The organism is Microbacterium foliorum (genome assembly GCF_006385575.1).
Lineage (GTDB): Bacteria > Actinomycetota > Actinomycetes > Actinomycetales > Microbacteriaceae > Microbacterium > Microbacterium foliorum_B.
On record NZ_CP041040.1, the window covers coordinates 2,295,904 to 2,320,769 of the forward strand.

Consider the following 24,866-nt stretch of genomic DNA (forward strand, 5'->3'; position numbering starts at 1 on the left):
CACGCATCCGGGTCACACGCGGGAACAGGTGTCCGCACGTGCGACCCGGCAGCGGATCAGCGCTGGCGCTTCTCGCGCACTCGCATGTTGATGACGATCGGCGTTCCGTCGAACTCGTAGAGCTCACGAAGGCGACGCTGGATGAATCGACGGTAGCCGGGGTCGAGGAAGCCGGTCGTGAACAGCACGAACGTCGGCGGACGAGTCGACGCCTGAGTGCCGAACAGGATGCGCGGCTGCTTGCCTCCACGCAGCGGGTGCGGGTGCTCCGCGACCAGCTCAGCGAGGAACGCGTTGAACTTGCCGGTGGGGATGCGACGGTCCCAGTTCGTGAGAGCAGTCTCGAGCGCGGGCACCAGCTTGTCGAGGTGACGGCCGGTCTTCGCCGAGATGTTCACGCGCGGGGCCCAGGCGACGTGCGCCAGGTCCTTCTCGATCTCCCGCTCGAGGTAGCGACGACGATCCGCGTTCTCGAGGTCGTCGTCGTTGAGACGATCCCACTTGTTGAACGCGAGCACGAGCGAACGACCCGACTCGAGCACCAGGTCGATGATGCGAACATCCTGCTCGCTGATCGACTCCGACACGTCGAGCACGACGACACCGACCTCGGCCTTCTCGAGCGCGGCCGACGTACGCAGCGAGGCGTAGAAGTCAGCGCCCTGCGCCATGTGCACCCGACGACGGATGCCGGCGGTGTCGACCAGACGCCACAGCTTGCCGCCGAGCTCGACGATCTCATCGACCGGGTCGCGGGTCGTGCCGGCGAGGTCGTTGACGACCACACGCTCTTCGCCCGCGGCCTTGTTGAGCAGCGACGACTTGCCGACGTTCGGGCGACCGAGGATCGCGACGCGACGCGGTCCGCCGATCTCGGCCTTCGCGACGGCCGAGACATCGGGGAGCGTCTTCAGCAGCTCATCGAGCAGGTCGGCGACACCGCGACCGTGGATGGCCGAGACCGGGTGCGGCTCGCCGAGACCGAGGTTCCAGAGGGCTGCCGCTTCGGGCTCCTGACGGGCGTCATCGATCTTGTTCGCGACGAGGAACACGGGCTTGCCGCTCTTGCGCAGCATCTTCACGACGTGCTCGTCGGTCGACGTGGCGCCGACCATCGCGTCGACGACGAAGAGCACGACGTCGGCGAGGTCGATCGCGACCTCCGCCTGCGCGGCGACCGAGCGGTCGATGCCGCGTGCGTCGGGCTCCCAGCCTCCGGTGTCGACGAGCGAGAAGCGACGGTCGGCCCACTCGGCCTTGTACGTCACGCGGTCGCGGGTCACACCAGGGGTGTCCTCGACGACGGCCTCACGGCGTCCGAGGATGCGGTTCACGAGCGCCGACTTGCCGACGTTCGGGCGACCGACGATCGCTACGACCGGCAGAGCGGGGAAGAACTGGATGCCGTCCTCGCCCATCGTGATGCCGGCGAGGAGCGCGGCATCCTCATCGTCGAGGTCGTAGTCGGCGAGGCCCGCGCGCAGTGTCTCGGCACGTGCTTCGGCGAGCTGCTCGTCGAGCTGCGCCATCTTCTCGGCGAGCTGGTCGGGGCCGCCTTCGTATTCGTCGTCAGCCATGGTGTACTCCTCGGGTTCGTTCGATCACCGCGAGGACGGCGTCGATGGTCTGTGTGAAATCGAGCTCCGTCGAATCGACGACCTCGACGCCTTCTGCGGCGTTCAGGAAGTCGACGACGGCGCTGTCTGAAGCGTCGCGCTTGTGCAGTGCGGCCGCGACGGTCTCGGCGTTCTCGCCGGCGAGCTCGCCGGCACGTCGTGCGGCGCGCACCTCGGGCGCAGCCGTGAGAAGGATCCGCACCGGGGCGTCTGGAGCCACCACGGTGGTGATGTCGCGCCCCTCGACGACGACCGCCGGGTAGGGCGCTTCGGCCACGAGGGTGCGGAACAGGCGGTTGACCCGGTCGCGCACCTCGGGGACACGAGCCACGCCGCTGACGGCGCCCGAGACGGAGGGCTCGCGGATCGCGTCCGTGACGTCGACGTCGCCGACGCGCACGGTCCGATCATCGGGGTCGAGACCGAGGCGCACGGGGAAGTCGGCGACGGCGTCGAGCACCGCAGCAGCATCCGCTGTGTCGGCCCCACGATCGAGCACATGCCAGGCAAGGGCGCGATAGGCCGACCCGGTGTCGAGGTAGCCGAAGCCCAGAGTGCGGGCGACCGCCTTGGACACACTGGACTTGCCGGAACCCGCGGGCCCGTCGATCGCGATGAAATCAGTCATTGGTCGTACCTGCAATCCGCCAGCCGCGTTCCTGGAGTCCGGTGATCGCGCCGTGCAGCGCTGCGGGCTCGACACTGATCTCGGCGAGGCCGAACTGTGCGCCCGGTGAGTGCTCGAGACGCAGGTCCTCGACGTTGACGCCGAGCTCTCCGAGCTCTCCGAACAGTCGCCCGAGCTGGCCGGCGGTGTCGTCGATCATCACGATGAGCGACTCGAACCGCCGGTTCTGTCCGTGCTTTCCCGGGAGCCGCTCGACGCCGTCGTTGCCCTGTCGGATCGTCTCGGCGACCACGCGCCGAGCGCCGGGAGCTTCGGGCGCACGCAGCGCGTCGGACACTTCCCGGAGGTCGGATGCCAGGGCGTCGAGGATCTCTACCACCGGCCCGGCGTTCGCGCCGAGGATCTGCACCCAGAGCTCAGGAGCGGAGGCGGCGATGCGGGTCGTGTCGCGCACGCCCTGGCCGGAGAGCCGCAGCGCACCCTCATCGGCCTCCGCGAGCCGTCCGGCGAGCAGGCTCGCGACGACCTGAGGAACGTGAGAGGTGAGCGCGACCGAGCGGTCGTGCTCCTCGGGGGTCATTTCGAGAGGCATCGCCCCGACGTCGAGAGCGAGCGCTTCGACGAGCGCGAGATCTGCTGCCTTGGTGTCGGCGTCGCGGCACACGACCCAGGGGCGTCCGATGAACAGGTCTGCGCGAGCGGAGATCGCCCCACCGCGCTCGCGTCCGGCGAGAGGGTGCGAACCGATGTAGCGGGTCAGATCGACTCCGCGTCTCTGCAGACTGTGGAAGGGCTCGAGCTTGACGCTCGCCACGTCTGTGACGACGGCGTGCGGAAAACGAGCCAGCTCCGACTCGATGACATCCGCGGTGACGTCCGGCGGCACGGCGACCACGATCAGCACCGGCGAGTCATCGTCGGCAGCCGAGCGACCGGCTCCGTAGTCGATCGCGAGGCGCAGCTGAGCCGGTGACGTGTCGGCGAGCACCACATCGACGCCCTTGGCGCGAAGCGCATGGCCGATGCTCGCACCGAGCAGACCGGCGCCGACGACCCGAACGGTGCCGGAGAGTCTGGCGGCGATTCGCGGCGCGACAGAACTCCGAGCCCCCGTGGGCGCACTCGTCGTATCGGTCACTCGTTCTCCTGTTGCTCGCCTGGCGCCTCGGCGACACCGGAATCACGGCGCGACAGAGTCAAGAGTGCGCCGAGTTCGATTTTAGTCAGTTCACGGGTCTTCCCAACCGGGAGGGTTCCCAGGTGAAGAGGGCCGAACTGACGGCGAACGAGTTCGCTCACCGGGTGTCCGACCGCAGCCAGCATCCTTCGGACGATCCGGTTGCGCCCCGAGTGCAGTGTCAGCTCGACGAGACTCGACCCGCGAGAGGTGTCGAGCAGCCGCGCCTTGTCTGCCGCGATCGGACCGTCGTCGAGGTCGATGCCCTTGGTGAGCTTCGAGATCGTCTGCGCGGTGACCTCTCCCTCGACCTTGGCGATATACACCTTGGTGACGCCGAAAGACGGGTGAGCGAGCACGTGTGCGAGGTCGCCGTCATTCGTCAGGACGAGCAGTCCGCTGGTCTCGGCGTCGAGGCGCCCGACGTTGTACAGGCGCTCCTCGTATTCGTCGGTGAAGACGCGGAGATCGGGCCGGCCGTTCTCGTCACGAAGGCTGCTGACCACTCCGGTCGGCTTGTTGAGCATGACGTATCGCTTCGACACGTCGAGCTGAACCGCCGTGCCGTCCACGTCGATGAGGTCGGTCTCCGGGTCGACGCGGCGGCCGAGCTCGGTGACGGTCTCTCCGTTGACCCGGATGCGTCCCTCGACGATGTACTGCTCGATCACGCGTCGTGAGGCCACGCCCGCCGCCGACAGCACCTTCTGCAGGCGGATGCCCTCTGGTGTCTCGAAGCCGCTCATCGGATGGTCCCTTCGTTGAAACTGAATCTGTGCATCGAGTCCGCGCGACCGGACGTCATCGGACGAGCGAGTTCAACCGAGGTCATCGGATGGTCCCTTCGTCGAAACCATCTGCGCCGTCGTCGAGCAGAGGAGAGATCGGTGGCAGCTCATCGAGCGTGTTGATGCCCAGGTGCTGCAGGAGCGCGTCGGTGGTGCCGTAGTTGATCGCGCCGGTCTCGGAGTCTGCGAACAGCTCGGTGATGAGGCCTCGAGCGAGCAGCGTGCGCACGACCGAGTCGACGTTCACCGCGCGGATCGATGCCACCTGGCTGCGCGTGACCGGCTGCTTGTACGCGATCACGGCGAGGGTCTCGAGCGCCGCCTGCGAGAGTCGGGCAGGCGCCTGTCCTCCGACGAACTCCGCGACGACATCGTCGTGATCCTCGCGGACGTACAGGCGCCATCCGCCGCCGACCTCGCGCAGTTCGAAGCCACGACGCGGGCCCTGGCCCTTGCCGTCGTAGTCGTCGACCAGCGTCTCGATCGTCTGCCGCACTGCCGCCACCGGCGAGCCGACGGCTGCCGCGAGGGCGACGAGACCGATCGGCTCGTCGATGATCAGCAGGATCGCCTCGATGCGCTCGGACAGCGGCGACTCGCGCACGGCCCCGTCGGTCGCGGCACCGGTCGCAGCTTCGGTCACGTCATCGGTCATAGTCGGCTCCCAGCGATGCGAGTGTCTCATCCGACCAGGAGTCGGCGGCCCAGCGCAACGTCAGCTCACCGAGCGGTTCCAGTTGTTCGAACGAGAGGGCGGCGTGCCGATAGAGCTCCAGCACGGAGATGAACCGCGCGACCACGATGCCCGGCTCGCTCACACCGGCCACGAGCTCGCGGAAGCTCACCGACTCCGCGGCGCGAAGCAGGGTGACGACGATCGCGGCCTGCTCGCGGATGCTGACGAGCGGAGCGTGCAGGTGATCGAGACCGACATGCGGGATCTCCTTCGGTGCGAACGCCAGGAGCGCGAGAGCGGCGAAATCGTCGACGTTGAGCGACCAGACGAGCTCAGGCGTCTTCCGCCGGTGCTTCTCGTCGAGCCTGACCGCACGCACGTGACGTCGATCCTCGCGCTGCAGGCACCGCGCGAACCAGGCCGACACCTCTTTGAAAGCGCGATACTGCAGGAGACGCGCGAAGAGAAGGTCTCGGGCTTCGAGGAGCGCGACGGCCTCGGCATCCACCAGCTCACCCTGCGGCAGCAGACCTGCCACCTTCATGTCGAGCAGCGTCGCCGCGACCACCAGGAACTCCGACGCCTGGTCGAGCTCCTCGTCGTCGTCGAGCTCTCTGAGATACGCGATGAACTCGTTCGTGACCGCGCTCAGCGACACCTCGGTGATGTCCATCTCGTGCTTCGAGATGAGGTTCAGCAGCAGATCGAACGGGCCGTCGAAGTTCGACAGGGAGACGCGGAAGCCGGCATCCGGAACAGGCGCTTCCTGCGCGGCCTCGGCAGGTGCCGCCGATTCTGCTGATGAGACGGACTGAGCTGGTGAGACGGACAGAGCCGGTGTGTCTGACGGCTCGAGCTCAGGCGACAGCGCCACGGGTGACCAGCTCCCGCGCCAGCCGCAGGTATGCCTGCGCGGCAGCGTGCTCCGGAGCGAACTCGGTGATCGGAACACCCGAGACCGATGCGTCGGGGAACTTGACCGTGCGACCGATCACGGTCTCCAGGACATCGTCGCCGAACGCCTCGACCACACGCTCGAGAACCTCGCGCGAGTGCAGCGTGCGCGGGTCGTACATGGTGGCGAGAAGGCCGTCCATCGTGATCGACGGGTTCAGCCGGTCTCGCACCTTGTCGATGGTCTCGATCAGGAGAGCCACACCGCGAAGCGCGAAGAACTCGCACTCGAGCGGGATGATGACGCCGTGAGCCGCGGTCAGCGCGTTCACGGTGAGCAGGCCGAGCGAGGGCTGGCAGTCGATCAGGATGACGTCGTACTCCCCCGCCACCTGGCGGAGAACACGGGCGAGGATCGTCTCGCGCGCGACCTCGTTCACGAGGTGAACTTCGGCGGCGGACAGGTCGATGTTCGCCGGCATCACGTCGAGACCGTCGACCCCGGAGGGGACGATCGCATCGTGCGCGTCGCGTTTGGTGTCGAGCAGCAGGTCGTACACGGTCGGCACGTCGTGCGTCTGGATGCCGAGGCCGGCCGACAGCGCGCCCTGCGGGTCGAAGTCGACGGCCAGGACCTTGCGACCGTATTCGGCGAGGGCCGCGGCGAGGTTGATCGCGGTCGTCGTCTTGCCGACGCCACCCTTCTGGTTGCACAGTGCGATGATGCGTGCGGGCCCGTGCGAGGCGAGCGGTTCCGGGGTCGCGAAGCCGTGATAGGGACGCCCGGTGGGTCCCATGGGGGTGTCGTCGTTCTTCGACGTCTTCGCCCTGGACTTCGCCGCGTTCTCAGCCACCGATTCTCCTGCTCTTTCGTGCTCGGTCGAGTCTACCGATCGCCCGGGGGGATCACCGCCTCAGCCCCGGCGATCCCGCGATTTCGACCCGTGAGCCGCGATCTCAGCGGGCGCGCGGGTGCGAAGTGGCGTAGATGTCCCGTAGGGTGTCGACCGATACGTGCGTGTAGATCTGCGTCGTCGCGACCGAGGCGTGTCCGAGCAGCTCCTGCACGACGCGCACGTCGGCACCGCCCTGCAACAGGTGTGTCGCGAACGAGTGCCGCAGCGTGTGCGGCGATACTTCGGCGGTGATGTGCGCGTGCTCTGCCGCCGAGCGGATGACGAGCCATGCGCTCTGCCGTGACAGCGGAGCGCCGCGCGCACCCAGGAAGAGTCGCGCCGATGCCCGCCCCTTGGCCGCGAGTCCTGGCCGGACGCGGGTGAGATACGCATCCACCGCGTCACGGGCGAACGAGCCGATCGGCACGATGCGCTCCTTCGACCCCTTGCCCCGGAGGCGCAGCACATCGCCGTGAGCGAGGTCGTCGACGTCGAGTCCGACCGCCTCGGACACTCGAGCACCGGTCGCATAGAGCAGCTCGAGCAGCGCCCTGTCACGGATCCCTATCGGCTCTTCCGCGCTGGGCGCGCCGAGCAGGCGCTCGACCTGATCGATCGTCAGCGCCTTGGGCAGCCGACGAGGGGCCTTGGGCGGACGAAGACGGCCGCTCGGGTCGTCCTGTTCGATGCCCTCGCGCGCCAGGAATCGGTGCCACCCGCGCACGGACGACTGCAGCCGTGCAAGGCTGGTCGCGGCAGGAGCCGGCTCGGCGCCCGATCGATCGGCGATGAACCGTCCGACGACGGCCGTGCTGATCTCCGCCGTGTCGGTGATCCCCTCGGCATCCAGCCACTCGAGGTAGAGACCGAGATCGCGTCGATAGGCGGCGATCGTGTGTTCGCTGAGACCGCGCTCGATCGTGACGTGGCGCAGATACGTGTCCAACGCACGATCGAGCTGCATGCTCAGCTCCGGTCGCGCAGCCTCTGGGCGGCTGCGAGCACGCCGATGCCGAGGATGCCGTTGCGCATCCGCCCGTCGAGAACCGCTGAGACCGCGGCGTCGAGCGGAACCCACTCCACACGGATGTCGGCCTCTTCATCCTCGCGTGCGTGCGCGTTCTGCGCCGCCGAGACACCGGTCGCGAGGAAGACGTGGATGAGCTCGTCGTTTCCGCCGGGAGTGGTCCACGTCGAGACGAGCGGCTCCCAGTGCGCTGCGACCAGGTCGGCCTCTTCGGCGAGCTCGCGTCGAGCGGCCCCGAGCGGCTCCTCCCCTGCCACGTCGAGCAGACCGGCAGGCAGCTCCCAGTCACGGTGGCGGATCGGATGCCTGTACTGCTGGATCAGCAGCACCCGCCCCTCGTCGTCCAGAGCGAGGATCGCCACGGCGCCGGTGTGCGCGACGTACTGGCGGCGTATCTCTCCGTCGCCGTAGCGCACCCGGTCGTCGCGGACGTTCCAGACCGCACCCTCGTACGCGAGGTCACTCTGCAGGACTTCCGGCTCGAAGGGCTCGTCACGCAGGTCGTCGAACTCAGGCATCGGCTTCGACGAACTCAGGCATCGGCTTCGACGTCGAACAGCTCGCTGGAGCGGTGACGGTCGATCGCGGCTCCGACCAGCCCGCGGAACAGCGGGTGCGGGGCTGTCGGGCGCGAGCGGAGCTCCGGGTGCGCCTGCGTCGCGATGTAGTACGGGTGCACATCGCGCGGCAGCTCGACGTACTCGACCAGATCGAGCTCGGGGTTCAGGCCCGAGAACACGAGACCGGCCTCGGAGAGACGCGCACGGTAGGCGTTGTTGACCTCATAGCGGTGACGGTGGCGCTCCGACGCCTCGGGCGCACCGTACAGCTCCCGCGCCAGAGACCCCTCGGCGAGTGCCGCCTGGTAGAGCCCCAGACGCATGGTGCCGCCGAGGTCGCCGCCGTCGAGGATCTCGACCTGCTCGGCCATCGTGGCGATGACGGGCTCGGAGGTCTGCGGGTCGAACTCGCTCGAGGACGCGTCGGCGATGCCGGCCACATCACGGGCGTACTCGATGACCATGCACTGCAGGCCGAGGCAGAGTCCGAGGGTCGGGATGCCCTGCTCGCGCGCGAACTTCAACGCGCCCAGCTTGCCCTCGATGCCGCGGATGCCGAATCCACCGGGAACGCAGATGCCGTCGAGCTCGCCGAGCTGCTCCTTCGCGCCCTCTGGAGTCTCGCAGCGGTCCGACGGGATCCAGCGGATGTTGACCTTGGTCTCCTGCGCGAACCCGCCGGCCTTGAGCGCCTCGGTCACGGAGAGGTACGCGTCGGGCAGGTCGATGTACTTGCCGACCAGACCGATGGTCACCTCGTGCTTGGGGTTGTGCACGGCGTGCAGCACCTTGCTCCAGCGGGTCCAGTCGACCTCGTCTGCGGCCTTCTGGTCGAGACCGAGGCGGCGCACGATGTACGAGTCGAGACCCTGGTCGTTGAGCGTCGACGGGATGTCGTAGATGCTCGGCAGGTCGACCGTGTTGATGACGCCCTCGGCGTCGACATCGCACATGAGAGCGATCTTGTTGCGGTTGCTCTCGCTCACCGGACGGTCGCTGCGCAGCACGAGCGCGTCGGGCTGGATGCCGACCTGGCGGAGCGCGGCGACGGAGTGCTGCGTCGGCTTGGTCTTCTGCTCGCCGGACGCACCCATGAACGGGACGAGTGACACGTGCACGAAGAAGACGCTGTCGCGGCCGAGCTCGTGACGCAGCTGGCGTGCCGACTCGAGGAACGGCTGCGATTCGATGTCGCCGACCGTGCCACCGACCTCCGTGATGATCACATCAGGTCGCGGGTCCTCGGTCGCCTGCAGACGCATGCGGCGCTTGATCTCGTCGGTGATGTGCGGAATGACCTGCACGGTGTCGCCGAGGTACTCGCCGCGGCGCTCGCGGGCGATCACCTGCGAGTAGATCTGACCGGTCGTGACGTTGGCGGCCTCAGACAGGTTGATGTCGAGGAAGCGCTCGTAGTGTCCGATGTCGAGGTCGGTCTCGGCACCGTCATCGGTGACGAAGACCTCGCCGTGCTGGAACGGGTTCATGGTGCCCGGATCGACGTTCAGATACGGGTCGAGCTTCTGCATCACGACGCGGAGTCCGCGGGCCGTGAGGAGGTTGCCGAGGCTTGCGGCAGTGAGCCCTTTACCCAAAGACGAAACGACACCACCCGTCACAAAGATGTGCTTGGTCGTGTCGTTCTTGGGCCCCGCAGAAGAAGAGTTCATCACGGGCTTCGATCCTATCAGGAGGTGGAGGTGCCGAGGCTGAGAAGTTCTCGGGCATGGGTGATCGCGGCATCCGAATCGGTCAATCCGGACAGCAGTCGAGCCATCTCAGCCTCGCGCTCCTGCCCCTCGAGACGGCGGACACTCGACGCGGTGACTGCTCCGTCGTTGGATTTGACGACCGAGAGGTGGTTGGTGGCGAAGGCGGCGACCTGAGCCAGATGAGTGACGGCGATCACCTGCGACTTCTCTGCAAGTCGGGCGAGTCGCCGGCCGACCTCGATCGCCGCGGCGCCGCCGATGCCGGCATCGACCTCGTCGAACACGAAGGTCGGCACGGGGTCGGTTCCGGCGATGACGACCTCGATCGCGAGCATCACACGCGAGAGCTCACCGCCGGACGCACCCTTGCCGACCGATCGGGGTTCGGCTCCGGGGTGCGGTGCGAGCAGGATCGCGACGTCGTCGCGACCGTGAGCGCTCTCCGTGCCCGGCGTGACCGCGACCTCGAGGGTCGCGTCGGGCATCGCGAGGGCATGCAGCTCCTCGCTCACGGCGACGCCGAGCCGCGCGGCGGCGGCGGTGCGCTCCGCCGTCAGGGCGTCAGCATGTGCATCGAGCGCTGCGCGGGCGGCGTCACGTTCCGCTTCGAGGCGATCGAGCCTCTCACCGTCGTCATCGAGTTCAGCGAGCCTCGTCGACCCCGTCTGCCAGAGCTCGAGGGCCTCGTCGAGCGAACCGTGCGCGCGGATCAGCGTGCCCAGAGCCGCACGTCGCTCTTCGACGGCCGCCAGCTCGTGCGGTCCCGTCTCATCGAGATCGGCCAGGTATGCCGAGAGCTGGGCGGCGACATCGGCGATGCGATAGCCGATGTCCGCGAGAGCAGCCGAGATGTCGGTGAGTGCGGAGTCGGAGACGCGCTCGAGTGCTCGACGGGCTTCGGCGACCAGAGCGGATGCATCCGGCTCGCCCTCTTCGCTCGAGAGAGCGCTGTGCGCGAGCGCGGCGGCGAGGCGCAGCTCTTCGGCGTTCGCGAGACGCTCGGCCCGTGCCGCCAGCTCGACGTCCTCCCCCGGTTCGGGGGCTGCGGCCTCGATGAGCGCCAACGCCTCACGGAGGCGCGACGCCTCCTCGGCTCGGCGATCTCGGTTCTCGGTGATGTCGGCGATCTCGGCATCCAGCTCGCGCCACCGCGTGAACGACGATGAGTAGGCGTCGAGCGCCTCGGCGATCGGCACCCCTCCGAAGCGATCGAGGGCATCGCGTTGCGCCGCGGACGAGCGCAGCCGCAGCTGCTCGGACTGACCGTGCACGACGACCAGTTCCTCGGCCAGCGCGGACAGCACTCCGGCCGGCGCCGCGCGTCCTCCAACGCTCGCGCGGCTGCGCCCCTCAGCACTCAGCGTGCGAGAGACGTACAGCTCGGCGGAACCCGATCCTGCCGGCTCCAGCTCTCCACCGGCGTCTGCGACGATGTCGGCGACGTCGCCCGTCTCGGGCACGATCCACACTCCCGCGACGGACGCCTGAGCCGCACCGGCTCGAACAGCACCGGAGTCTGCCCGCTGGCCGAGCAGCAGTCCGAGGCCGGTCACGACCATGGTCTTGCCCGCACCGGTCTCGCCGGTGATCGCGGTGAACCCGGCGCCGAGCGGCAGCACGGCGTCGGCGATCACGCCGAGTCCCTGCATCCGCATCTCCTCGATCACGAGGCCGCCCCCTGTCCGCGCCATCCGGCGACCGGCAGCTGGAACTTGCGCACCAGTCGGTTGGTGAACTCTGTGGGGTGCAGGCGCGCGAGGCGCACCGGACGCGAAGACTTGCGCACCACGACACGCGCGCCCGGAGGCAGGTCATGCGAGCGGCGACCATCGCACCAGAGGATGCCGGAACCCGAGGTGCCCTCGAGCATCTCGATCGCCACAGCGGCGTCGGGGCTGACCACGAGCGGCTTGGCGAACAGCGCATGAGCCGACAGCGGCACGACCGCGATGGCCTCGACGCTGGGCCAGATGACCGGTCCCCCGGCGGAGAAGTTGTAGGCGGTCGATCCGGTCGGCGTCGACACGACCATGCCGTCGCACCCGAAGCTCGACAGAGGCAGACCGTCGATCTCGAGCACGACCTCGATCATGCGTTCACGGCTGGCCTTCTCGACCGTCGCCTCATTCAGCGCGAAGGTCTCGTACACGACGGCACCGTCGGCATCCTTGACGCGCACCGACAGCGCCAGGCGCTCTTCGACCTCGTAATCGCGGTCGATCACGCGCCGCACTGCCGCATCCATGTCGTCTCGATCGATCTCGGCGAGGAATCCGACGTGGCCCATGTTGATGCCGAGCACCGGAGCCGAGCAGCCGCGCACCAGTTCGGCGGCGCGGAGGATAGTGCCGTCGCCGCCGAGGACGATCGCGAGCTCGAGCTCGTCCTGCTGCACCGTCTCGCCGAGGATGTCGACGTCGGCGAAGTGAGGATCGACGGCACGCAGGTCGCCGCTCTCGTCGGGCGGAAGCACAGGGCGTGCGCCGGCATCGCGGAGTTCATCGACGACCTTGCGGGCGGCCTCGACGGTGGCTTCCCGGCCGGCGTGGGCGACGACCAGGATGTTGCGCTCGTTCATCGTCTCCCTGCCAGTGCGTTGATGCGGTCCGACCATTCTGACGGATCGCTGCCGCGCCCCGGAGCGAGGTGCAGGAGATACTCCGAGTTGCCGTGCGTCCCGAGGATCGGCGAGGTGAGGATGCCGAGCATACCCAGACCGGAGTCCCAGGCGCTCCACGCTGTGCGCGCGACCGCATCCGCGCGCGTGGCAGGGTCGGTGACGAGTCCGCCGCGCACCGCGGTGCGACCGACCTCGAACTGCGGCTTCACGAGCAGGACGATATCTGCGCCGGGCGCAGCGACCCCGGCGACAGCGGGCAGCACGTGCTCGAGGGAGATGAAGGACAGGTCGCCGACGATGAGGTCGGGGGCCTCAACTTCACCCGTGACCTCCTGCAGGTTCTCGGGAGTCATGTGACGGACGTTGTAGCCCTCGACGACGACGACCCCGGTGTCGGATGCCACAGCGCCGGCCATCTGCTCGTGGCCCACATCGACGGCGAGAACGCGTCGCGCTCCGCGCTCACGAAGCACCTGCGTGAAGCCGCCGGTGGATGCGCCCATGTCGAGCGCGAGGCGGCCTTCGGCGGAGATGCCGAATCCGTCGAGAGCGGCGATCAGCTTGTGCGCCCCACGACCGACGTAGTGATCGGCGCCCGCGACGGTGATCTCCGCGGCGTCCGTGACCGGAGTCGAGGCCTTCACGACGGGGCGTCCGTCGATGCTCACGAGGCCGTCCGCGATGAGCGTGGCCGCATGCGTGCGCGAACGAGCGAGTCCTCGGGCGGCGAGGGCGGCGTCGAGTCGCGTCATCGCGGACCCGGCGCGTCGCGCTGGTCGAGCTTCGCGCCGCTGTCGAGGCGGCGGGACAGCTCGTCGTGCAGTCCGGAGTATGCGTCTGCTCTGGCAGCGAGCGGCTGCCCCTCGATCAGGCGCAGCCGACTCCACAGACCATCGGCCGGTGCGTTCGTCGTCTCGTCGCTCACGCTTCTACTGTACGTGGCTCCGCCGACACGTCGGCGGAGCCACGGCGATGCAGGGCGCCGGTCAGGGGCGGTGGAACGGGTCGTCGTAGAGACGCTCGGGCACCCGCAGCACGAACACCGGAGTACCGGAGGCCCAGATCGCGGAGGCGCCGGCGCGCAGCAGATCGATCTGCGAGTCTCCTTCAGCGACGATCTCGACGTCGGCGCCGACGACCCGCACGGATGCGCCGTTCACCGAGTGGACACCGTCTTTCGACGTGACCTCCGGATACGGCTGGTGCAGTTCGCGCAGGTCACTGAGGATGTACGTCGGACGAGACCCCTCGGGAGCTGCGAGCACGTGCTTCGGTCGGTCGATTCCGGTGAGCACGAGCGCGGAGTCGATGCCCGCGCGGACGGCCCCGAGGATGTCCGTGTCGAGGCGGTCGCCGATGAACAGCGGCTTCTTAGCACCGAAGCGCTCTGTGGCCTCTTCGAAGATCGGAGTCTCAGGCTTGCCTGCCACGGTCGCGAGCCGGCCGATCGCGGTGTGCACCGCAGACACGAGCGTCCCGTTCCCTGGGGCGACGCCGCGCTCGCGCGGGATCGTCCAGTCGGTGTTGGTGGCGATCCACGGGATGCCACCCTCCTCCTCGGGAACCTTCAGCGCGAAGGCGGCTTCGGCGAGATCCGTCCAAGCGACCTCCGGAGCGAAACCCTGCACGACGGCATCCGGCCCATCCTCGGCGCTGCGGGTGACGGTGTAGCCCGCCTTCTCCGCCTCGTCGACGAGTCCCGCTCCACCCACGATCAGAAGTGTGGCGGGTGGCGGGACGATTCCGGCGAGGAGCCGCATCGCAGCCTGCGGGCTGGTGATCACGTCAGCGGGCGCGACGTCGAGACCCAGACTGCTCAGGTGCTCGGCGACCGACGCGTCCGTACGAGACGCGTTGTTCGTGATGTACCCGAGCCGAGCAGTCGCCGCTGCCGCGTTGAGGCTCTCCACCGCATGCGGCAGCGCGCCAGGACCCGCGTAGACGACACCATCCAGGTCCGCGAGCACGGCGTCCACGCCGTCGAGCGGGGTGCGCAATGCAGGCTTCTTGGAGAACAGCCCCACTACGCCTCCTTCGACGTCTCGGATGCTGCGGAGTCCTCGGCCACGTAGTCGGCGCTTTCGTCGTCGGAGTCGGCGTCGTCTTCGCCGAGGAGCTCACGGACCTCGTCGTCGATGGACGGCTCAGGCTCGACGTCATCAGCGTCGGCGGCATCCTCGACGTCAGCAACATCGTGACCCTCAGCGTCAGCGTCAGCGTCAGCGTCAGCGTCAGCGTCAGCGTCAGCGTCAGCGTCAGCGTCAGCGTCAGCGTCAGCGTCAGCGTCAGCGTCAGCGTCAGCGTCAGCGTCAGCGTCAGCGTCAGCGTCAGCGTCAGCGTCAGCGTCAGCGTCAGCGTCAGCGTCAGCGTCAGCGTCAGCGTCAGCGTCAGCGTCGTCGAAGTCGCCTTCGATGAGGCCGTCCTCGATGATGATCTCCTCGTCGCCAGCCTCGTCGACACCGAGTGCCTGGGCGGCGACCTCTGCACGGTGCGCCCAGAACTCGGCTTCGTCGGTTCGTCCGAGGTCCTCGAGCACGGCTGCACGAGCAGCGAACAGCGCAGGGCTCCATTCGAAAGCGCGGTCGGGATCGAGCTCAGGAATCTCGAGTTCGCCGAGCGCGAGCTCGAGGTCCCCCTGATCCAGGCGCGCTCCGGACATCGCGATCGCCAGAGAGACGCGCACGGGTGTGGGGAGAGCAGCCCGGTCCACGGCGCGACCGGTCTCGAGGGCACGGTCGGGGCGACCGATGCCACGCTCGCTGTCGACCATGAGCGCGATCTGGTCGTCCTTGCCGGAGATGCGACGGTAGGTGCGCAACTCACGAAGGGCAAGCGCGAAGTCCTCAGTGGCGTATGCAGTGATACCGAGGGTCTCGCGGACGATCGCGATGCGACCTGCACGGCGGGAAGCCGCAAGGGCGTGCTCGTGCGCACGGGCCGGATCCTCGTCGATGAGCTGAGACGCCATGGCGAGGTGACGCGCGACCAGCTCCGCGTTCTCCTTGCTGAGGGTCTTCAGTTCGTTGCGGGCCGAGGTGTGCAGGTCACGGGCCGTGACCTCATCCGGGATGTGCGGGTCGTTGAAGCGCGGCCGATCGCCGTCTGCCTGAATCGGACGCTCGCGGCCCGCTCCCCCGCGCTGCGGGTACGAACGCGACGAGTCGCGGTCCTGTCCGCCGTTGCGACCGTAACCACCCTCACGGCGCGGAGCGCCGCCGTCGCGGTTGTAGCCACCGGAGCGGGGTGCGTCGTTGTCGCGGCGCGGAGCACCACCGTCACGGTTGTAGCCACCGGAGCGGGGTGCGTCGTTGTCGCGGCGCGGAGCACCACCATCACGGTTGTACCCACCCGAGCGAGGTGCGCCACCGTCGCGGTTGTAGCCACCGGAACGGGGTGCGTCGTTGTCACGGCGCGGAGCACCACCATCACGGTTATAGCCACCCGAACGAGGAGCGCCACCATCACGGTTGTACCCACCAGAACGAGGAGCGCCACCATCACGGTTGTACCCACCCGAACGAGGAGCACCACCATCACGGCTGTAGCCACCAGAACGAGGAGCACCGCCATCACGGCTGTACCCACCGGAGCGCGGTGCGCCACCATCACGGTTGTAGCCACCGGAGCGGGGCGCGTCGTTGTCGCGGCGCGGAGCGCCAGCGTCACGGTTGTACCCACCCGAGCGAGGGGCGCCACCGTCACGGTTGTACCCGCCCGAACGGGGAGCACCACCGTCACGGTTATAGCCACCCGAACGGGGCACATCGTTGTCGCGGCGCGGAGCACCACCATCACGGTTGTAGCCACCCGAACGGGGTGCACCACCATCACGGTTGTACCCACCGGAGCGCGGTGCGCCACCATCACGGCTATACCCACCGGAGCGGGGCGCGTCGTTGTCGCGGCGCGGAGCGCCAGCGTCACGGTTATAGCCACCCGAACGAGGGGCGCCACCATCACGGTTATAGCCACCAGAACGAGGTGCACCACCATCACGGTTGTACCCACCCGAACGAGGAGCACCACCATCACGGTTATAGCCACCAGAACGAGGGGCGCCACCATCACGGTTGTAGCCGCCCTCGCGTCGGGGCGCGTCATCGCGACGCGAACCGCTGCTTCGGTTCTGGTCCGAGCGCCCTCCGGAAGGTCGGTGACCGCGCGATCCATTGTCGTCGTTGCGACGCGGACGGCGCTCTTCCTCTTCCGGCATGATGCTCCCTGTTCTAGTTGTTATTGTTGTTAACGCAAAATGGCCACCCAACGATGGGTGGCCATTTGCTTAAAAGAAGTCCGGCGGTGTCCTACTCTCCCACAGGGTCCCCCCTGCAGTACCATCGGCGCTGTGAGGCTTAGCTTCCGGGTTCGGAATGTAACCGGGCGTTTCCCTCACGCTATGGCCGCCGAAACACTATAGATGTTTCAATCAAAACACATAACAAAGTCATTGTCATGCGGTTCTCGACCGTACATCGAGAACCACTCAGTGGACGCGTAGCACCAACAAACGGTGTGTTATCAAGTCATCGGCTTATTAGTACCAGTCAGCTGCATGCATTACTGCACTTCCACATCTGGCCTATCAACCCAGTAGTCTGGCTGGGAGCCTCTCACCCGAAGGTATGGAAATCTCATCTTGAGGCCGGCTTCCCGCTTAGATGCTTTCAGCGGTTATCCATCCCGAACGTAGCTAATCAGCGGTGCTCCTGGCGGAACAACTGACACACCAGAGGTTCGTCCAACCCGGTCCTCTCGTACTAGGGTCAGATCCTCTCAAATTTCCTACGCGCGCAGCGGATAGGGACCGAACTGTCTCACGACGTTCTAAACCCAGCTCGCGTACCGCTTTAATGGGCGAACAGCCCAACCCTTGGGACCTACTCCAGCCCCAGGATGCGACGAGCCGACATCGAGGTGCCAAACCATGCCGTCGATATGGACTCTTGGGCAAGATCAGCCTGTTATCCCCGAGGTACCTTTTATCCGTTGAGCGACAGCGCTTCCACAAGCCACTGCCGGATCACTAGTCCCGACTTTCGTCCCTGCTCGACCTGTCAGTCTCACAGTCAAGCTCCCTTGTGCACTTACACTCGACACCTGATTGCCAACCAGGTTGAGGGAACCTTTGGGCGCCTCCGTTACTTTTTGGGAGGCAACCGCCCCAGTTAAACTACCCACCATGCACTGTCCCTGAACCGGATTACGGTTCGAAGTTAGATATCCAGAGTGACCAGAGTGGTATTTCAACAATGACTCCACATGAACTGGCGTCCATGCTTCACAGTCTCCCACCTATCCTACACAAGCCACACCGAACACCAATACAAAGCTATAGTAAAGGTCACGGGGTCTTTCCGTCCTGCTGCGCGTAACGAGCATCTTTACTCGTAATGCAATTTCGCCGAGTTCGCGGTTGAGACAGTTGGGAAGTCGTTACGCCATTCGTGCAGGTCGGAACTTACCCGACAAGGAATTTCGCTACCTTAGGATGGTTATAGTTACCACCGCCGTTTACTGGGGCTTAAATTCTCAGCTTCGCCTTGCGGCTAACCGGTCCTCTTAACCTTCCAGCACCGGGCAGGCGTCAGTCCGTATACATCGTCTTGCGACTTGGCACGGACCTGTGTTTTTAGTAAACAGTCGCTACCCACTAGTCTCTGCGGCCTCCAAACGCTTTCGGAGCAAGTCCTAATACGTCGAAGGCCCCCCTTCTCCCGAAGTTACGGGGGCATTTTGCCGAGTTCCTTAACCACGATTCTCTCGATCTCCTTGGTATTCTCTACCTGACCACCTGAGTCGGTTTGGGGTACGGGCGGCTTGAACCTCGCGTCGATGCTTTTCTTGGCAGCATAGGATCATCCACTTTCTATCCGCATCGTGTCTCAGCCTCTGTGAGAGACGGATTTGCCTATCTCTCGGCCTACGCACTTGCACCGGGACAACCATCGCCCGGCTGGACTACCTTCCTGCGTCACACCTGTTAATACGCTAACCGCACCAGAATGGGGTCGTGCGCTAGGCCCAACGCGTCACCCCGAAGGGATCAGTCACTGGGATTCAGACACTTAGCACTACTGGATTAGTTTGGGCGGTTCTTCGCCGGTACGGGAATATCAACCCGTTGTCCATCGACTACGCCTGTCGGCCTCGCCTTAGGTCCCGACTTACCCAGGGAAGATTAGCTTGACCCTGGAACCCTTGGTCTTTCGGAGGACGTGTTTCTCACACGTCTTTCGCTACTCATGCCTGCATTCTCACTCGTGTAGCCTCCACGGCTGGTTTACACCGCCGCTTCGCTGGCCACACGACGCTCTCCTACCCATCAACACGGCTGGACCACGAAGGCCTACCAATAATGTCAATGCCACAACTTCGGTGGCGTGCTTGAGCCCCGTTACATTGTCGGCGCGGAATCACTTGACCAGTGAGCTATTACGCACTCTTTCAAGGGTGGCTGCTTCTAAGCCAACCTCCTGGTTGTCAAGGCAACTCCACATCCTTTCCCACTTAGCACGCGCTTTGGGACCTTAGTTGGTGGTCTGGGTTGTTTCCCTCTCGACTATGAAGCTTATCCCCCACAGTCTCACTGCTGCGCTCTCACTTACCGGCATTCGGAGTTTGGCTGACGTCAGTAACCTTGTAGGGCCCATCGGCCATCCAGTAGCTCTACCTCCGGCAAGAAACACGCAACGCTGCACCTAAATGCATTTCGGAGAGAACCAGCTATCACGAAGTTTGATTGGCCTTTCACCCCTATCCACAGCTCATCCCCTCAGTTTTCAACCTAAGTGGGTTCGGTCCTCCACGACGTCTTACCGTCGCTTCAACCTGGCCATGGATAGATCACTTCGCTTCGGGTCTAGGACATGCGACTGAATCGCCCTATTCAGACTCGCTTTCGCTACGGCTACCCCTCAACGGGTTAACCTCGCCACATATCGCTAACTCGCAGGCTCATTCTTCAAAAGGCACGCTGTCACAGCTACTAAGGCTGCTCCAACGGTTTGTAAGCAAACGGTTTCAGGTACTATTTCACTCCCCTCCCGGGGTACTTTTCACCTTTCCCTCACGGTACTTGTCCGCTATCGGTCATCTGGGAGTATTTAGGCTTATCAGGTGGTCCTGACAGATTCACACGGGATTTCACGGGCCCCGTGCTACTTGGGATACTCTTCGCGCCAAGGGAGGCATTTCGACTACGGGGTTGTCACCCTCTATGACCGGCCTTTCAAGACCGTTCGTCTATACCATCTTGTAACGCCGCCATCTCGGCAGAGATGACTGAAAAGTCCCACAACCCCCAACGTGCAACGCCTGCCGGCTATCACACACGCTAGGTTTAGCCTGTTCCGGTTTCGCTCGCCACTACTAACGGAATCGCGGTTGCTTTCTCTTCCTGTGGGTACTGAGATGTTTCACTTCCCCACGTTCCCTCTACCCGCCCTATATATTCAGGCGGGAGTCACTAGGTCGGCACGCCGCCCAGCGGGGTTTCCCCATTCGGACACCCTCGGATCAAAACTTGCTTATCAGTTCCCCGAGGCTTATCGCAGATTGCTACGTCCTTCTTCGGCTCCAGATGCCAAGGCATTCACCGTTTGCTCTTAAAGACTTGATAAATCACATGAGTTTGAATCAGAATCGACACCAGACACAAGGCCTGGCTTGAAATTGACTAATGATCTTTAAGATCATCTTGTGCAACCGACCGAAGCCGGCTGCAAGATGCTCGCGTCCACTGTGTAGTTCTCAAAGTACGGGCGGTACCCCTTCTCGCCTCCCCCACAAGGGAAACAACAAGAGGCCCAGAGGTACAGAAACGATCCGAAGATCGCATCCGGTCCCTCAGGACCCAACAGCGTGCAGGCACGACACCCGAAACCCTCCCCGTTCCCACCGCAAGCGGTGTACTAAGCGAGAGCTTCTTCCTTCGCACCATGTCAAATGTTCCACCCATGAGCTCCCAGCGAGAAACGAACGTCCTCGATCTGGGTTCTGGACTCCGAAGAGTCAGATGCTCCTTAGAAAGGAGGTGATCCAGCCGCACCTTCCGGTACGGCTACCTTGTTACGACTTAGTCCTAATTACCGATCCCACCTTCGACGGCTCCCTCCACAAGGGTTAGGCCACCGGCTTCAGGTGTTACCGACTTTCATGACTTGACGGGCGGTGTGTACAAGACCCGGGAACGTATTCACCGCAGCGTTGCTGATCTGCGATTACTAGCGACTCCGACTTCATGAGGTCGAGTTGCAGACCTCAATCCGAACTGGGACCGGCTTTTTGGGATTCGCTCCACCTCGCGGTATTGCAGCCCTTTGTACCGGCCATTGTAGCATGCGTGAAGCCCAAGACATAAGGGGCATGATGATTTGACGTCATCCCCACCTTCCTCCGAGTTGACCCCGGCAGTATCCCATGAGTTCCCACCATTACGTGCTGGCAACATAGAACGAGGGTTGCGCTCGTTGCGGGACTTAACCCAACATCTCACGACACGAGCTGACGACAACCATGCACCACCTGTTTACGAGTGTCCAAAGAGTTGACCATTTCTGGCCCGTTCTCGTATATGTCAAGCCTTGGTAAGGTTCTTCGCGTTGCATCGAATTAATCCGCATGCTCCGCCGCTTGTGCGGGTCCCCGTCAATTCCTTTGAGTTTTAGCCTTGCGGCCGTACTCCCCAGGCGGGGAACTTAATGCGTTAGCTGCGTCACGGAATCCGTGGAATGGACCCCACAACTAGTTCCCAACGTTTACGGGGTGGACTACCAGGGTATCTAAGCCTGTTTGCTCCCCACCCTTTCGCTCCTCAGCGTCAGTTACGGCCCAGAGATCTGCCTTCGCCATCGGTGTTCCTCCTGATATCTGCGCATTCCACCGCTACACCAGGAATTCCAATCTCCCCTACCGCACTCTAGTCTGCCCGTACCCACTGCAGGCCGGAGGTTGAGCCTCCGGATTTCACAGCAGACGCGACAAACCGCCTACGAGCTCTTTACGCCCAATAATTCCGGATAACGCTTGCGCCCTACGTATTACCGCGGCTGCTGGCACGTAGTTAGCCGGCGCTTTTTCTGCAGGTACCGTCACTTTCGCTTCTTCCCTGCTAAAAGAGGTTTACAACCCGAAGGCCGTCATCCCTCACGCGGCGTTGCTGCATCAGGCTTGCGCCCATTGTGCAATATTCCCCACTGCTGCCTCCCGTAGGAGTCTGGGCCGTGTCTCAGTCCCAGTGTGGCCGGTCACCCTCTCAGGCCGGCTACCCGTCGACGCCTTGGTGAGCCATTACCTCACCAACAAGCTGATAGGCCGCGAGCCCATCCCCAACCAATAAATCTTTCCAGTAACTGACCATGCGGTCGCTACTCGTATCCAGTATTAGACGCCGTTTCCAGCGCTTATCCCAGAGTCAGGGGCAGGTTGCTCACGTGTTACTCACCCGTTCGCCACTGATCCCACAGAGCAAGCTCCGTGTTCACCGTTCGACTTGCATGTGTTAAGCACGCCGCCAGCGTTCATCCTGAGCCAGGATCAAACTCTCCGTAAAAAAGAAATGCATACGACACCGGGAAAACGGTGACGCAGCGAGTTTGATGCTGACCAAAGAGACAAATTCATTGCTGACTTCATCCGAATGCCAACCCCACAAGGAGGTTGGTCTTTGATCCAAAGGAATTCTCACCCAGCCGAAGCTAGACGAGGATAATTTGGCATTTGACAAGTGCACGCTGTTGAGTTCTCAAGGATCGGATGCTCCCACGACCCAGTCATCACAACCAGGCCCGAAGGGCAACTTCTCTATCTTAGCCATCCCGTCCCGCTTGTCAAATCAGCGCGCCGTGCGGATCTTGGATCCGGTGCGCAGCCTGTGACAGCCGCAGATGGGGTGGATCTCCCATCCTAGACGCAGGCGTCTGTTCTCACAAGTGAGGGGATCGGGAGGTGGTTCTCCGCTTGAGGGGGGTAAGGCGCCTGGCCTCTCCGCTTCCCTGTGGGGCGAACAAGTAATAAGTTACGTGGGTTCCGGGGTTCCGGCAAATCCAGGCTGTCCGCCGGGCGTGTCGCTGCAACCGTCGAGGGATCTTTTCCCAGTCCAGCGCAGGTATTCGTCTCAGATCGCCGCCACGAGTACGATCGCAGCGTGAACGAGCCCACGAATCACGCCGCCGCTGCCGCTCTGCTGTTCCGAGTGAGGACAGAGCTCGGCTTCGTGGCGAAGTCCGCCGATGTCGGCACCCCGCCGCCTAAGGCAGTGCCTCTTCCGTCGCGCCTCGCTACGGGTGAGCTGGCATGGGCGAGCGTCCGCGCCGTCGGCCTGGCGGCGGGCATCGGTAGCCTTCCCGACCCCGACCGCATAGCCGTCGCCTACCGGAGTGATCGGGCTCTCACCATCGGTGGCCTCTCCCCCTATGTCTGGTCGCCGTACTCGGGGTTCTTCCGCGCATCCGACGGGTGGATCCGCACTCACGGCAATTATCCGCACCACGCGACGCGCCTGCGCGCCGGACTGTTTCTGGCCGATGACGCCGACGCCGAGGATGTGCGGGCGGCCATCCTGCCGCTGAGAGCTGCGGACGCGGTCGATCGCATCACGGCCGAGCGCGGGCTGGCTGTGCGCGTTCTGGACGAGAACCCGGAACACGATGCGAAGCTGCGCGCCACTCCCCTGCTGCATGTCGAGCGGATCCATTCCCCACTTCGTGGCGGACGACAGGGGGCCGGCGATCGAGACGATGGCGCGCCACTCGCCGGTGTACGGGTGCTCGACCTCACCCGAGTGATCGCCGGTCCCGTGTGCTCTCGCACCCTCGCTCTTCTGGGCGCCGACGTGATTCGCATCGATCCGCCGCATCTGCTCGAACCCGAGTGGCAGCACCTCGACACCGGCCACGGCAAAAGGACTGCGCTGCTCGACGCTCGAACCGATCGGTTCGAGGAACTGCTCGCAGCAGCTGACGTCGTCGTGCTGGGGTATCGGCCGGAATCCCTCGATCGCCTCGGCCTCTCGGCATCCGCACTGCTCGAACGCCATCCCGGTCTGGTGGTCTCCCAGCTCAGCGCGTGGGGCATCGACGAGCCGTCCCGTGCCGGCTTCGACAGCCTGGTGCAGGCCGAGTCCGGGGTAGCCATGATCGAGACCCGCGACGGTGATGGCCCCGGGGCGCTGCCTGCACAGGCCCTCGACCACAGCGCAGGGTATCTTCTTGCGGCCGCGGTCGTCTCGCTTCTCGGACGACGTCGGCGAGAGGGAGGCGGCTGGGTGGTGCGAACCTCACTGCGTCGGGTCGCGGCCGAGCTCCTCGGAATGCCGCGATCCTCCCGGCCGGAAGCAGGGCAGGAGCTGGACCTCACCGCCCATACCTCCGCGTTCGAGGTCGCGGGCCAGACGGTGACCACCGCCGCGTCGGTGCTCCCCGGCCTCGAGTTCGCCGCTCCCCATCGCTGGGGATCCGATCAGCCGCGCTGGTGAAGACGGCGAAACAGCGGCAGCGAGAGGCAGAGCACGAGTGTGAGGACTCCCCACAGCGCGCACGCCGGAGGCAGCATCCGGTAGGCCAGATGCTGATACGTGAACCCTTCGGTGAAGGGTCCGTATGCCGCGTATCCCAGGATCCACGCAGTGACCAGCACTGCGGGAAGCGACAGCCACCACGCGAGTCGGACGGCTCCTGGCACCGAGCGCTCGACGTCTTCGCGCGGATCGGCGCGGTGCAGCCGGCGGATGGCCCAGATGCCGATGATGACCAGCCCGATCACGCTCGAGCCGTGCTGCAGCCACTTGTAGCCGGTGAGCGGTCCCCACATGTCTTCGAGTGCGGGAAGCACATCCACTCCCCATCGCCCCTCGTGCGTGAAGAGATCCCAGACGATGTGCGTGAGGACGCCCAGCACCAGCGACGCCGCGAGCATGAGCGGATACAGCCGATTCTCTGCGCCCACGCCGACGGCCGCTCGCGCGGCCCCGATGCCGGACTCAGACCAGTCGGCGGGCAGTCGCCGAGCCAGCCAGAGCGGTGAGAGTTCTCCGACCGCCGGGCGCAGCACCACGCGCCAGAGCAGGAACAGCACGAACGCGACCAGCGCCGTCCAGAGCACGTTCCCGAACGTGTGGGTGAACGAGTACGGGAGGCCGATTCCCCGGAGGAACAGGGGAAGGTCCGGCGTCATGGCGCCGATCGCGATCGCGGCCGGCACGAGCGGGGTGCGGATGAAGGGCAGGGCGACCAGCGCGTGACTCGGCGTGAACGGCATCGGCTCTCCTGACGAGC

18 protein-coding genes and 3 rRNA genes are annotated in these 24,866 nt (G+C 65.1%); 1 reads left to right on the plus strand and 20 read right to left on the minus strand.

The window, feature by feature from the left end; genetic code table 11:
• Positions 1-56: 56 nt before the first annotated feature.
• The 19 genes from der to FIV50_RS11155 all read right to left on the minus strand — a co-directional run bounded on the left by der (position 57) and on the right by FIV50_RS11155 (position 22,144).
• Positions 57-1,577, minus strand: a complete 1,521-nt coding sequence (gene der, locus FIV50_RS11070; protein ID WP_140037479.1) for a ribosome biogenesis GTPase Der — start codon at positions 1,575-1,577, stop codon at positions 57-59.
• Entirely contained in the window at positions 1,570-2,244 is a 675-nt protein-coding gene (cmk, locus tag FIV50_RS11075) for a (d)CMP kinase (protein WP_140037480.1), read from the minus strand. Before cmk ends, der begins: the two co-directional genes overlap by 8 nt.
• Positions 2,237-3,382, minus strand: a complete 1,146-nt coding sequence (locus FIV50_RS11080) for a prephenate dehydrogenase (RefSeq protein ID WP_140037481.1) — start codon at positions 3,380-3,382, stop codon at positions 2,237-2,239. Before FIV50_RS11080 ends, cmk begins: the two co-directional genes overlap by 8 nt.
• A complete protein-coding gene (locus tag FIV50_RS11085) occupies positions 3,379-4,167 on the minus strand; it encodes a pseudouridine synthase (RefSeq protein WP_140037482.1) in 789 nt (262 codons plus the stop codon). The genes FIV50_RS11080 and FIV50_RS11085 overlap by 4 nt, the downstream gene beginning before the upstream one ends.
• Before the next feature lie 82 nt (positions 4,168-4,249).
• The gene (scpB, locus tag FIV50_RS11090; protein ID WP_181164205.1) at positions 4,250-4,864 is read right to left on the minus strand and encodes an SMC-Scp complex subunit ScpB; all 615 of its coding nucleotides are present in this window, start codon (positions 4,862-4,864) and stop codon (positions 4,250-4,252) included.
• Complete coding sequence (locus tag FIV50_RS11095) at positions 4,854-5,753, minus strand: segregation and condensation protein A (RefSeq protein ID WP_375137397.1); 900 nt, start codon at positions 5,751-5,753, stop codon at positions 4,854-4,856. The genes scpB and FIV50_RS11095 overlap by 11 nt, the downstream gene beginning before the upstream one ends.
• Positions 5,743-6,576, minus strand: coding sequence for a ParA family protein (locus FIV50_RS11100; RefSeq protein ID WP_140038740.1), 834 nt, complete (start codon positions 6,574-6,576; stop codon positions 5,743-5,745). Before FIV50_RS11100 ends, FIV50_RS11095 begins: the two co-directional genes overlap by 11 nt.
• A 160-nt stretch (positions 6,577-6,736) precedes the next feature.
• Positions 6,737-7,639, minus strand: a complete 903-nt coding sequence (xerD, locus tag FIV50_RS11105) for a site-specific tyrosine recombinase XerD (protein ID WP_140037483.1) — start codon at positions 7,637-7,639, stop codon at positions 6,737-6,739.
• 2 nt (positions 7,640-7,641) lie between these two features.
• The gene (locus FIV50_RS11110) at positions 7,642-8,220 is read right to left on the minus strand and encodes an NUDIX domain-containing protein (protein ID WP_140037484.1); all 579 of its coding nucleotides are present in this window, start codon (positions 8,218-8,220) and stop codon (positions 7,642-7,644) included.
• A 14-nt stretch (positions 8,221-8,234) separates the two neighbouring features.
• Positions 8,235-9,932, minus strand: a complete 1,698-nt coding sequence (locus FIV50_RS11115) for a CTP synthase (RefSeq protein WP_140037485.1) — start codon at positions 9,930-9,932, stop codon at positions 8,235-8,237.
• Positions 9,933-9,949: 17 nt separating this feature from the next.
• On the minus strand, positions 9,950-11,641 hold the full coding sequence (gene recN / locus FIV50_RS11120; protein WP_140038742.1) for a DNA repair protein RecN: 1,692 nt from the start codon (positions 11,639-11,641) through the stop codon (positions 9,950-9,952).
• Complete coding sequence (locus tag FIV50_RS11125) at positions 11,638-12,552, minus strand: NAD kinase (protein WP_140037486.1); 915 nt, start codon at positions 12,550-12,552, stop codon at positions 11,638-11,640. Before FIV50_RS11125 ends, recN begins: the two co-directional genes overlap by 4 nt.
• The gene (locus tag FIV50_RS11130) at positions 12,549-13,346 is read right to left on the minus strand and encodes a TlyA family RNA methyltransferase (RefSeq protein WP_140037487.1); all 798 of its coding nucleotides are present in this window, start codon (positions 13,344-13,346) and stop codon (positions 12,549-12,551) included. Before FIV50_RS11130 ends, FIV50_RS11125 begins: the two co-directional genes overlap by 4 nt.
• Positions 13,343-13,519: a hypothetical protein gene (locus tag FIV50_RS17675; RefSeq protein ID WP_181164206.1), complete on the minus strand. Its 177-nt coding sequence runs from the start codon at positions 13,517-13,519 to the stop codon at positions 13,343-13,345. Before FIV50_RS17675 ends, FIV50_RS11130 begins: the two co-directional genes overlap by 4 nt.
• Before the next feature lie 61 nt (positions 13,520-13,580).
• On the minus strand, positions 13,581-14,618 hold the full coding sequence (locus FIV50_RS11135) for an HAD-IIA family hydrolase (RefSeq protein WP_140037488.1): 1,038 nt from the start codon (positions 14,616-14,618) through the stop codon (positions 13,581-13,583).
• Positions 14,618-16,357, minus strand: a complete 1,740-nt coding sequence (locus tag FIV50_RS17895; RefSeq protein WP_258184223.1) for a primosomal protein — start codon at positions 16,355-16,357, stop codon at positions 14,618-14,620. Before FIV50_RS17895 ends, FIV50_RS11135 begins: the two co-directional genes overlap by 1 nt.
• Before the next feature lie 528 nt (positions 16,358-16,885).
• A 5S ribosomal RNA gene (rrf, locus tag FIV50_RS11145) occupies positions 16,886-17,002 on the minus strand.
• 106 nt (positions 17,003-17,108) lie between these two features.
• A 23S ribosomal RNA gene (locus FIV50_RS11150) occupies positions 17,109-20,212 on the minus strand.
• 407 nt (positions 20,213-20,619) lie between these two features.
• Positions 20,620-22,144 (minus strand): 16S ribosomal RNA (locus tag FIV50_RS11155).
• Together the 16S, 23S and 5S rRNA genes form the textbook arrangement of a ribosomal RNA operon.
• A 594-nt stretch (positions 22,145-22,738) precedes the next feature.
• On the opposite strand from FIV50_RS11155, the gene FIV50_RS11160 reads away from it, so the two are divergent.
• Positions 22,739-24,067: a CoA transferase gene (locus FIV50_RS11160; RefSeq protein ID WP_258184224.1), complete on the plus strand. Its 1,329-nt coding sequence runs from the start codon at positions 22,739-22,741 to the stop codon at positions 24,065-24,067.
• Here FIV50_RS11160 and FIV50_RS11165 read toward each other — a convergent pair.
• Positions 24,052-24,849 carry a DUF4184 family protein gene (locus FIV50_RS11165; protein ID WP_140037489.1) on the minus strand — a complete coding sequence of 266 codons (798 nt, stop codon included), beginning with the start codon at positions 24,847-24,849 and terminating at the stop codon, positions 24,052-24,054. The genes FIV50_RS11160 and FIV50_RS11165 overlap by 16 nt on opposite strands.
• Positions 24,850-24,866 lie beyond the last annotated feature (17 nt).

Coding starts and splice junctions, on each gene's coding strand:
- der (WP_140037479.1), bottom strand. CDS start 1,577: ATGGCTGACGACGAATACGAAGGCGGCCCCGACCAGCTCGCCGAGAAG.
- cmk (WP_140037480.1), bottom strand. CDS start 2,244: ATGACTGATTTCATCGCGATCGACGGGCCCGCGGGTTCCGGCAAGTCC.
- FIV50_RS11085 (WP_140037482.1), bottom strand. CDS start 4,167: ATGAGCGGCTTCGAGACACCAGAGGGCATCCGCCTGCAGAAGGTGCTG.
- scpB (WP_181164205.1), bottom strand. CDS start 4,864: ATGACCGATGACGTGACCGAAGCTGCGACCGGTGCCGCGACCGACGGG.
- FIV50_RS11100 (WP_140038740.1), bottom strand. CDS start 6,576: ATGGGACCCACCGGGCGTCCCTATCACGGCTTCGCGACCCCGGAACCG.
- xerD (WP_140037483.1), bottom strand. CDS start 7,639: ATGCAGCTCGATCGTGCGTTGGACACGTATCTGCGCCACGTCACGATC.
- FIV50_RS11110 (WP_140037484.1), bottom strand. CDS start 8,220: ATGCCTGAGTTCGACGACCTGCGTGACGAGCCCTTCGAGCCGGAAGTC.
- FIV50_RS11115 (WP_140037485.1), bottom strand. CDS start 9,932: ATGAACTCTTCTTCTGCGGGGCCCAAGAACGACACGACCAAGCACATC.
- FIV50_RS11125 (WP_140037486.1), bottom strand. CDS start 12,552: ATGAACGAGCGCAACATCCTGGTCGTCGCCCACGCCGGCCGGGAAGCC.
- FIV50_RS11130 (WP_140037487.1), bottom strand. CDS start 13,346: ATGACGCGACTCGACGCCGCCCTCGCCGCCCGAGGACTCGCTCGTTCG.
- FIV50_RS11165 (WP_140037489.1), bottom strand. CDS start 24,849: ATGCCGTTCACGCCGAGTCACGCGCTGGTCGCCCTGCCCTTCATCCGC.